3 protein-coding genes and 3 pseudogenes are annotated in these 7,213 nt (G+C 57.6%); 4 read left to right on the forward strand and 2 right to left on the reverse strand.

The features are described from left to right. Positions 1-1,761 precede the first annotated feature (1,761 nt). A pseudogene (locus tag QJT82_RS44600) lies at positions 1,762-2,879 on the forward strand (IS630 family transposase). 480 nt (positions 2,880-3,359) lie between these two features. Here QJT82_RS44600 and QJT82_RS44605 read toward each other — a convergent pair. Then, complete coding sequence (locus QJT82_RS44605) at positions 3,360-3,503, reverse strand: hypothetical protein (RefSeq protein ID WP_157788234.1); 144 nt, start codon at positions 3,501-3,503, stop codon at positions 3,360-3,362. Between the two features lie 164 nt (positions 3,504-3,667). After that, on the reverse strand, positions 3,668-3,841 hold the full coding sequence (locus QJT82_RS44610; protein ID WP_157788233.1) for a hypothetical protein: 174 nt from the start codon (positions 3,839-3,841) through the stop codon (positions 3,668-3,670). Positions 3,842-5,317: 1,476 nt separating this feature from the next. Between QJT82_RS44610 and QJT82_RS44615 the strand changes: the two genes are divergently transcribed. From QJT82_RS44615 to ltrA, 3 genes and pseudogenes are all read left to right on the forward strand, one after another. After that, positions 5,318-5,488, forward strand: coding sequence for a hypothetical protein (locus tag QJT82_RS44615; RefSeq protein WP_157788232.1), 171 nt, complete (start codon positions 5,318-5,320; stop codon positions 5,486-5,488). Between the two features lie 216 nt (positions 5,489-5,704). Beyond that, a pseudogene (locus QJT82_RS44620) lies at positions 5,705-5,971 on the forward strand (transposase); the annotation flags it as partial. A gap of 517 nt (positions 5,972-6,488) precedes the next feature. Further along, positions 6,489-7,136 (forward strand): annotated as a pseudogene (gene ltrA / locus QJT82_RS44625) (group II intron reverse transcriptase/maturase); the annotation flags it as partial. Positions 7,137-7,213: the final 77 nt, after the last annotated feature.

Below are 7,213 nucleotides of genomic sequence, written 5' to 3' on the forward strand. Positions count from 1 at the left end.
TTTGTTCGTCGTCGTCTTGCTCATAACGGCCCCACCTTCTCAGGAGTTGGGGCCTCCGGCAATCCCGGGGCGGTTCACGAGCAAGCCAAGCATCGGGGCTGCGTTAGACAGCGGATATTGCTTCGCTCCCGCCGGCCTCGGCGGCGCGGGGCGTGGTCAAGTCTGCCGGTGTAACCCGATCTTCTTGCCGCCCTTCTGGGCTGGGTCGATCCGACGGCCTGCCAAATAGTCAAGCCCTCCATCGACGACAATTGCCGCAAACGATCAACTACCAATACTCGCAATTGACCTGCTGATGGAGGCATGACCACCCTAGTTAATGATCGTCACTGAAAAACTGTGCAGATCCGGCTGCATCACATGCGTTGAGGCATAAAGTCATCGGCCGATGAGCACGAAAAGGATATGGCTACAACACACTTGGTATGTTTCCTTCAACCAGTCGAAAGGGCCAAATCGATACTCCATTCGAGAAACCAGAACCTTTCCAAGTGAGGTTGACGCGAAGAGATTCGCGGACGCACTGCTGAACAGTCCACCCGCGAATTCGACTACCATCCTGGCTGGCACGATAAACCCGCATTCTCCAAGGCGCGTAATTGGATCGAGCGACATAGTACTTTGGATACGTGGTCGCTGACATAATTGACAACCGCGCACGAAAACGGGTGTGTTGGCGTCATTCAGTCGATACCCATCAAAAAATTGTCTCGGGCGCTTCAGATTTCTGTGGGACGCCGATTGTGAGACTACCATCCACGATCATCTCTGAACCGGTAATGTAAGAGGACTCGTCGCTGAGTAGGAACACCTGCCTGAACGGCGTCTGCTCGGCCGATAACGACGGAACGAATGCGTTTCCGAGACAAGCCCTTTAAGGACGCAAAAATGGATGGTTGGTGGCAGTCGCCGTCTTCAAGGAAGACGCCGATGACGACGAGGAATGCAAGCACGTAACTGCTGCGGTCAGTCGCTGACCGGGCGGAAGCTGTGAAGTTAACCTTGATCTTTGAATGGCCTATGGCGCCGAGCGAAAGAGGCCATAACGAACCGCGACGAAATCTCCCGCCAACACCTGATAAACCCGACATCTACTCCGGAGCCGAATGGACCGAGACGAAAGATGCATGAGAAGCGGGCGAGCGATACTCTCCGTGAGCTGGCGAGCTTCCTCTGCCGCCGTTTGGGAGGTCGCAAAGAAATGCGAGGAACTGAAGTTGCACCTTCTGCTTCAGACCAGCCGAAAAGCTGGGCGCGAATGGCGCCAGAAGCCCCCCTGATGATGAGTGCTGAGCAGCGGCAACATCATTTCCGAGTGGCGCCGGGCCGCGTAGCTCGCGCGCTGTGCTGAGGCTTCGCGCGCTCAGAACTTGTTCCGTTGGGACGACCGCCAGGCGCCAAAGGCGCTCGGCGAGCGAAGCGATGGTTGGCCCGCGGCCATAGCTGACACCTGCGCCTGCCGATAGACGCGCTGACGCGCGGGGCGTGTGTTCATTGTCCCATCATGTCCCGTGCCGTTCCCGACGATTCTGACGACGATGTCACGGATGTCCCACGATGCCCCGGAAATGTCCTGGTCCGTGTTCCGGACGAAGCGCGCAGCTCAAGCGGGAGCTGGCACTACAAGTTTGGCCTCAGCGCCGGCTCAAACGCAGGTACGACTTACCGGGGCGCACCCGTCCAAAATCGATCTTCTAGTCATCTGGAATGCAAGTTCACCACATTATATGATAGCTCGAATCTCTGTAGGGGAGAGCGCTTTTGGCTAATGCAGGTGTGAGAGGCCGGCCGATCGCGCCGTTGGTGCCCAGTCCGCAGGAGCGAGCGTACTTGGAGAGGCAAATTCGTCGTCATCGAGTTGCCCGATCGCTATCTGAGCGGTGCCGCGCGATCCTGCGGTGTGCAGATGGCTTGCCAAACAAGTCCGTGGCTGCCGAACTCGGCATCCATGACCACACCGTTGGCAAGTGGCGCCGCCGATTTTTGAAGGATCGCTGTGATGGCCTGCTTGACGAAGCGCGACCTGGCCGCCCTCGCACGATCAGCGACAATCAGGTTGCCGCCCTGATCGAGCGAACGCTGCAAGCGACGCCGGGCGACGCGACGCATTGGTCGAGCCGCTCGATGGCTGCGGAAACTGGCTTTTCCTACACCACACCACGATCCGCCGAATGTGGTCGGCGTTCGGCTTGCAGCCGCACCGTAGCCAGACATTCAAGCTGTCGAGCGATCCGCTGTTTGTCAACAAGCTGCGCGATATCGTCGGCCTTTACCTATCCCCACCGAACCGAGCTCTCGTCCTCAGCATCGATGAGAAAAGCCAGATTCAGGCTCTCGATCGCGAGCAGCCGGTCTTGCCGATGATGCCTGACGTGCCCGGAACGGCGCACGCACAGCTATGTGCTGCACGGTACCCCCTCGCTGTTTGCCGCGCTCGACGTCGCCTCCGGGTTCGTCATCGGCAAATGCTACAAGCGCCACCGGGCAGTCGAGTTCTTGAAGTTTTTAAATGAGATCGATGCCCAGGCCCCTGAAAGCCTTGATGTCCATATCGGCATGGATAACTACGCCACCCCCAAAACACCCAAGATCAAAGCGTGGCTCGCCGCCGGCCTCACTACCATGTGCATTTTACGCCGACTTCCGCGTCATGGATCAATCAGGTCGAGCGCTAGTTCGCTGAGCTCACCAGAAAGCAGATCCAGCGAGGTGTTCACACCTCCGTCAGGCAGCTCGAGGCCGACATCCGTACCCTCATCGACTTGCACAACAGAAACCCGAAGCCCCTTCAAATGGACCAAGTCCGCAGAAACCAGATTTTGGCTTCCGTCAAACGCTTCTGCCACAAAGCCCAGCAGACTTTATGTGGCGAACTTTAGATTCAACGCGCTACGCTGCGGCTTCTTCCGTGACTAGCAGGCAAAGCCGTAAAGCATACCGATACGCTCGCACAAAATCATGCCGGCTAAGCGCCCTTTCAATATCGTCTTGAATGCGAACCCAACCGCCGCAAACGCCGGTTGCAGGAGAGGGCAGCCTCATACTCTCCTCTGAGCTGCCGCATGGTTCTCCCATGTCGATGTGCTGGAGAATCATAAAATCGTTCGGCAGGAGCCTGCCTCATCCCAAAAGCAGCGCTATCACTGCGGTGCGTTTAACGAACCAGCAACTACTCGGCGATGGACTATCCCATCACTAATCTCGCCAGGGAGTTGGAAATGGCGGCCAACTCCTCTCAGTTCGCGTTCTGTGGGCCTGTACGGCTTCGTACCCGATTCCGTGACAGCTGAGGCAAGACTCTATCGAGCTGAGCCATAGACCAGCATCTTACGCATCCCGACCTCTGCTACTTTCTATGGTCATCGAAGTGTGACCATCGATCGCGCACGGTTCGACGACGAGTGCTCGACGTTCACGGCAATGGCGTGAAACCAAATCGCAAACGCGAAGATCGCTAACAAGGCGACGGCCGCGATCGCTTCAGGGGTCGACATCCGCTTCATGGCGAGGGCCTCCGCGCGGGCAGAAAGACAGATTGATCCCGATAGGTTTACATGCCCCACCGACAGTTGCCGCCTACCGAAAAGGGGGGGCCACGCAGATGTGCAGATGTCTGCACATTCGCGGGGCCACGTAATGAAATCAAAAAGGGGTTTGTACCGCTACTTCACCTTGCCGCCTCTGGCTCAATGTATCGCAGCACGGATGCTTCGAATTCCTGGGTATGCTTGTTCAGCTTGAACGGCGTGGCCGTCGCAATACCTGCAAGGTGCTTAATCTTCGATGACCTGATGGGGTGCACGGTCTTGGAAGGCGGTGCAGACCGTGGCTTTTTGGCCATGGGTATTCTCCGCTGGGTTGACGAACCGTCAGAATATACCTTTTGCGACCGCAATCGGCAGGCATCCCGCATCGCTTCTTAGAACAGTCCGGTACTGGAAAGCTGGACACGGGCACACCCGGGTTAAACCAGGCGAATGCTGGTTCAAGACACCATCCGGCTGGTTGCACGTCGACGCGACCTCATCTCAAGGGCGTGGGCTAAACGGGAACACTAGGGCCGCCAGGCCATGAGGATCAGATTTTTCTGCGTCCAACATGAGCAGCGATTGCCGTATGGCAAAAAGGACGCTTTAGGCTGGGGGAATGGCGGCAACCAGCTTTCCCCCAAGGTACCGGATGCCCTGCCAAGCGCATTAACGAATTGCTGCCTTGGAATTGGCAGCCGCAAAGCATCGCTCCCGCCGCTTAAGCGCGATCAGCTTTCGGCCATGAATCTCGCGTCCATCAGCACGCTCACCGGCCTCGATGCGCTCGAGAATGGACGGGTTCGCGAAGGCTATCTCGCCAGAGCCCGGAGATCCCGAGCCTGGCCCGAACCTTTGGCTCGGCTGGCGAAACAGCATTCGATATGGGGGGAATTACCCGGAGACGATGCCTCCAATCCTTGGCGCCTCGAATACTTCGTACCGGGCCGGAACCGAGCGCGGCGGAAGCGCGCGGCTTCGACTAGAGCTCGCCGGCCCGGAAACCCAAGGAATTAAATGCGCGGATCTAATCGGCAACACTTCCGCGATAGCCTCAAGGACCAAATCAAGTAGGTTGTCGCCCCTGGTTGTCGCCATCTATTTAACGGCAGAGCGTCGTCGGCCTAAAGCCGTAACCCGAGCAGGGCATCTAGGTCGCCCGATGCGCGATAAGGTTCAATGCCTACATGGAAACTCGCTGGCTGCGTGCGGCGCCTGGGTGTCCGAAGATGATTTCATTTCAAGCGACGACCGGATGGCTTCGTCTAGACGCTTCGTTTTGTCCAAAGCCATTTTTCAAGTTCAGCAATTTGGTTCGAGAATGATAGGCGAACTCGGTATCCTGAGCATGATTTCGGGATCCGCCCTCGCCTTGTACGCACGTCGGCATAGATCGAAGGTCTTGGAGGCATGCGCTGGCGCGCTGCTAATTGTTGGCCTCATCTGCTTTGGTGCATCACTGCCTGAGTGATTAGCCAACCCCGGACATTTACGGAGCGAAGCTGCCTTCTTTACGATAGACAGCCTTTGGTTGCGATAGTAATTTGGTTGCCATTTAGGACGTGAGAGAGTTTCTTGGGCAGGATGGCAACGGCCGCTTCCTTCGAGCGTGGTTGGATTGCACCTCAAAGCCCGAACGAGCTGCGGATTGGTGCGTGATGCTGCTCTATATCTTTGCACAAGTCATGATCGGTTCTTGGGTTGATTTTTGGCTCACGACAACCCAACGCCTCGCCCTAGGCATTTTGCCCTTGTCGAAGCTTCTTTTCTAGGTGCCACTGGAGGCCGTCTTGGAATTGGCAGCACAACGGCTCATCGTTCGTCAGGGCACCATCGGCTGGATGGTTTACGATCGAGAACGCAAGGGGCCAGCTCTTTTAAGGAACGGCAACTGGGCCGAGAAACTGTCGAGGGAAGAGGCCGAACGAATAAAGTGTCTGCTTGCGAACCAGGTCTCCTGACCGGGCCGCTACCATCACTGAGCGCCTCTGGCCCTCAATTCAGGAGTCGTCCGTGAAGAATGCGGATCGGCCTGAGAGATAGGCAGAAGTTGTCTCGATAAAGTATTCGATTTGCAGGAAAGCCGGGTGTTGGGCCGCGCTTTCTTGCGTTTTGGGATTTTGCTTTCGAGCGATTCGTGATTCCCTGACGGCGGGTCATCGGCATTGGGGACGGCGATGAGCAAACCGCGGGATGATCGCCAGAAAGACCTGTTGCTTCCGGCCCTTGATCAAATCATCGACATGGGCCACCCGTTGGTGCGGTTGGCGGCGCTGATCGACTGGAAGTTTCTGGATGACCGCTTTGGTTCGGTGTGCCAAACCGGTTCGGGGCAGCCCGGCGTGCCGACGCGGCTTGTCGCTGGCCTGTTCATCCTGAAGCACATGCGCAATCTCTCGGATGAGGTGCTGTGCGCCCGCTGGATCGAGAACCCCTATTACCGTGTGCCACGAACACCGGCGGCGACGCCGGTGATGCTGTGTTGAAGATGGGAGTTTGGCCTCCCGGAGCCGGCCTGCAGGGGCAGGCTTCAAACCACCCCATGCTGCCGCGTTCAAAAGGCGCGGTGGTGAGCGATGAGGAAAAAGGTGGTGAATGAAACCGTCAGGTAAGTGACAAGAAGATGAGTGCAAGCGAACCGCCGATGACGTATCGAAATGGGTTCAAGACGCTGTCAAAACGGGCGTGGGGTAGTAGCGCTCGGAGGAGTGTGGGCGGAGCCTGTTTACGGCCCACGCGGCAGCCGGTGCATAGGCGGCATGATCTCGTCACAGGCTTCAACACGGAACGTGGGAACCTGACGCAATGCGTCAGGGGCGGAGCAACCCGTAATAGTGACGAAGCGGCTGTAATGGCCGTGGAGCAAAGGGGTTGCGTTATCCTGCCGGCGTCACTGTGCCAACCGGGAACACCGGGAGGAGCACGGTGAACTCCGGCAAACCGTTGCCCATCACCAAGCGGATGGTGTGGGAGGCCTATAAGCTTGTGAAGAAGAAGGGAAAGGCGGCGGGCGTTGATGGCCAGAGTCTAGAGGACTTTGCCGGCGATCTTGAGAACCACCTCTACCGGCTGTGGAATCGGTTGGCGTCAGGAAGTTACTTCCCGCCACCAGTGCGGCGGGTCGAGATTCCTAAGGCCGGCGGTGGGGTTCGTCCTCTTGGCATACCGACGGTCGCGGACCGTATCGCCCAGATGGTGGTCAAACGGTGTCTGGAGCCGGAGTTGGATGGAGAATTTGATCCGGACTCCTACGGCTACAGGCCCGGAAAATCGGCCCATCAGGCCATAGAGCAGGCGCGTAAGCGGTGCTGGCAGCACGACTGGGTCGTAGATCTCGACATCAAGAGCTTTTTCGACACGATCGATCATGAACTCTTGATGCGCGCGGTCTATCGACACACGAAAGCTGACTGGATCCGGCTCTACATTGAGCGGTGGCTTAAGGCTCCGGTCGAGATGCCCGATGGATCGGTTCAGGCGAGGACGACAGGCACGCCTCAAGGGGGTGTGGTCAGTCCAATCCTGGCAAACTTGTTCCTGCACTACGTGTTCGACGTTTGGATGAAGGGGTCTTATCCCCACATTCCGTTCGAACGCTACGCCGACGACGGTGCGCCACGACGGCGCGAAGGAGGTGTGATGTAGAGCACCTTTGAGCAGCCTTGCTGCACAGAAGATGGGGGTTG

This window comes from Bradyrhizobium sp. Mp19 (genome assembly GCF_029952935.1).
GTDB lineage: Bacteria > Pseudomonadota > Alphaproteobacteria > Rhizobiales > Xanthobacteraceae > Bradyrhizobium > Bradyrhizobium elkanii.